Raw genomic sequence first — 2,944 nt, 5'->3', positions numbered from 1 at the left:
ACCTTCACCATGTCGGAGACCGGGATCCCCTCGGTGATGCAGGTGATGAGGTCGATGCCGGCGTCGATCGCCTCCTCGATGGCGGCGGCAGCCCCCGAAGGCGGCACGTAGATCACCGAAGCGGTCGCGCCGGTCGCCTCTTTCGCCTCGCCGACGGTGGCGAAGATCGGCAGTTCGGTGCCGGCGGCATCCTTCGCGCCCTCGCCGGCGGTCCAGGTCTCGCCGCCCTTCTTCGGATGGATGCCGGCAACCATCCTGGTGCCGAAATAGGCCAGCGCCTGCTCGGTGTGGAAGGTGCCGGTCTTGCCGGTCAGGCCCTGCACGATGACCTTGGTGTTTCTGTCGACGAGAATGGACATGGCTACAGCCTTTAAAGGTTACGCGAGAAAGTCTTCGATGAAGGGGTTGCACACCCGGACGCTGCCGTAGCTTTGACCGTGGTTCAGATCCTCGGTGTAGACGGTTGCTTGCCCCGACCTCGCAGTGGCAACAAGGATCAATGCGTCCCAGTGAGAGATGTCGTAGCGATGCGCCATCTCCAGCGCATCGATCACATCGTCAGATGTCAGCGTCACCACGTCGTCGCCGTCGAGCATCCGAACCCAGTTCGCCGCGGCGTCGACCCCGTAGGCCAGCTTTTTCCGCAGGACGCCGTAAAGCTCCATCATCACCTGCGTCGAGGTGAAGATCTGCCGCGTCTGCATCAGTTGCCGCGCCTGGTCGCGCTTGGCGACCTCGGCAGCCAGCGTATCGGCGGCATAGACGATGATGTTGGTGTCAAAGAAGGCCGCGTTCACGCATGACCTCTTCGTAGAACAGCTCCCGGTCGAACAACGGTTGCTTGTCGCCGAGGCGCCGGGACCGTCGTTCGGCGTTGTTGTCGGCAGCTTCGAACAACCGGCCCCAAGCCTCGGCGCGGTCGGCCTGCGTGGTTTCGCGGTTGACCTCATGCTCGAAAAAATCACGCACCATGGCGTTGACGCTGGTCCGCCGAATTGCGGCCAGGACACGCATCTTGTCGAGGAGGTCTTCGTCGATGGCGAGGGTAATGTTCTTGGCCATGGCCGTTCGAGCTGGACAGCGTCTACGCAGGTTATGTGGAGCACATATCCTGTGCTCAGTCTGAAATCAAGAACCCGAGGCTCTCACCGCTTAGCCGACGCGAACATTTGAAAGATGTAGAATTGTGAAGCGCAATTAACATTACAAAAAAGTCTGCACAGGTTGCAACATACTCGCCAGATTTGAGCAGCTTGAAGCTCTGCGAGATAAAGATAAACCCTTCACTAAGAATATTTAATTAAACCTAACACGCACGCTTTCCATTACGTTCGTGTCGCTCCTTTTTGTTGAACCGCGCCAGCTAAAAAGGACGAGTATCGAAACTACCGCGTTACAAGTCACTGGATTCGGACAGAGGCCTGCCTTCAATCGTTAATAGAATATTTCTCAATGAGATTTCGATAGAGCCGCAATCAATTCCGTAACTAATTCGACATGCACCTCAAAAGGCAATTCCGAGAGCACCAAAACATCATCTGTATTTCTCGTGAAATTCGTAGACGGTATCAAGTTCAAAGTCATATCCTCCTGCTTGCCCGTCGTTCTATCAAACATCGAAATCTCGATATTAATTTCTCTACAATGAGGAATGGCGATGAGCTCGCTTCCAATTTCCTCGCTTATCTGACCAAGAGTACCCATCTTTTTAGTAAAACGGCCTGACACTGTCTCGTTCAGGAATTTTCTGAATTCGTCAGACAGCAAATCGAGCAAATTAACTCCCAAACGAACTTTTGTTGAAGTATTATAGGTAACAATGCCCATATCGCCCATAATCTCACCCCAGCGCCGCTCTCTTCCAACCGAAGACCAAAGCAATTCGAGCGTCTTCTTAACTATAAAAAGAGCCTCCCTTGTTGTTCCAAACACTTCCGCGGAGATATGCTGGGGCATAATCCGGAGGGAACGAATAGAAATTGTCTCTCCTTCCGTATGTTCATAGTGTCCACCCTCAAATATCAAGGGCTGCTCTGCCGATATCAACCGATTGATAACCGTCGCCAGCTCCATCTCCGGAGCAATCAGGGAGCTGCGACTAAAACTTGATCGATATTGACTCAGGAATAGCGTGATGAGATCAACATGTTGGAGGGCATTGTATGGAATTGACCTCGGTGACAGCTGTACGACGACTGAGGCTGTAGAAGGGGCTATTTCAGGCGGGACACTCTCAACAACGAGTGACGCATCTATGTCAGCCTTGAGTGCCGAAAGCTCATCGGTCATCATCACACCTCGGTCAGTTTTATCAACTCAACCTTAAGCGCTTCTACTGCCGATTGCAACTCTGACCCGTCGCCGCTCGCGCCTGAAATCCGCGAGTGAATCGCCGCGGCCACCAATCGTTCAGTCTCGGGCGCCAAATAAATCCAAAATGGCCTGATGTTTCGATAAACATCGGCGGGTTTTTCCATACCGTCAGAGAGACCTTGAAGTAGATCTCGAATTAAAACGATAGCTTCAATTTTTCTTTCATTGAAAGCGTTCGCGGCCGCTATCTCTAATTGTCGCCGCTGAAGCTGTAATTGCTTTCTCTGTTGCATCGCCGAGACGACACTTGATATTACTTGTGCAGATACAGCGGAGCCCCCTCCTATTAACGCTCCGAGTAAAGCATCACTGAGTTCCATTCGGCGTCACCTCATCCCACCGCGGCGACGATCTTCTTGGCGGCGTCGTCGAGGTCGTCGGCGGCGGTGATGGCAAGGCCGCTCTCGTTGAGGATGGTCTTGCCGAGATCGACATTCGTGCCTTCGAGCCGCACCACCAGCGGCACCTTCAGGCCGACCTCCTTCACCGCGGCGACGACGCCCTCGGCAATCACGTCGCAGCGCATGATGCCGCCGAAGATGTTGACCAGGATGCCCTTCACGTTCGGATC

General features: G+C 53.9%; 4 protein-coding genes and 2 pseudogenes. All 6 read right to left on the bottom strand.

Translation table 11 applies throughout. The annotated features are described in order from the left end of the window. Positions 1 to 359, bottom strand: a pseudogene (locus E3C22_RS24315) (succinate--CoA ligase subunit alpha); the annotation flags it as partial. Between the two features lie 18 nt (positions 360 to 377). Next, positions 378 to 797 (bottom strand): PIN domain-containing protein, encoded by a 420-nt coding sequence (locus E3C22_RS24310; protein WP_167591896.1) that lies wholly within the window; start codon positions 795 to 797, stop codon positions 378 to 380. Next, positions 778 to 1,062: a hypothetical protein gene (locus tag E3C22_RS24620; protein WP_167591895.1), complete on the bottom strand. Its 285-nt coding sequence runs from the start codon at positions 1,060 to 1,062 to the stop codon at positions 778 to 780. Before E3C22_RS24620 ends, E3C22_RS24310 begins: the two co-directional genes overlap by 20 nt. Positions 1,063 to 1,449: 387 nt before the next feature. Next, the gene (locus E3C22_RS24305; protein ID WP_134764477.1) at positions 1,450 to 2,292 is read right to left on the bottom strand and encodes a hypothetical protein; all 843 of its coding nucleotides are present in this window, start codon (positions 2,290 to 2,292) and stop codon (positions 1,450 to 1,452) included. Continuing rightward, the gene (locus tag E3C22_RS24300; RefSeq protein ID WP_134764476.1) at positions 2,292 to 2,693 is read right to left on the bottom strand and encodes a hypothetical protein; all 402 of its coding nucleotides are present in this window, start codon (positions 2,691 to 2,693) and stop codon (positions 2,292 to 2,294) included. The genes E3C22_RS24305 and E3C22_RS24300 overlap by 1 nt, the downstream gene beginning before the upstream one ends. A gap of 11 nt (positions 2,694 to 2,704) precedes the next feature. Next, positions 2,705 to 2,944 (bottom strand): annotated as a pseudogene (gene sucC / locus E3C22_RS24295) (succinate--CoA ligase subunit beta); the annotation flags it as partial.

This window comes from Jiella endophytica (assembly GCF_004519335.1).
GTDB classification, from domain to species: Bacteria; Pseudomonadota; Alphaproteobacteria; order Rhizobiales; family Rhizobiaceae; genus Jiella; species Jiella endophytica.
The sequence above is the reverse complement of the archived record's forward strand: the minus strand, read 5'-3'. Positions and strand labels throughout refer to the sequence as shown.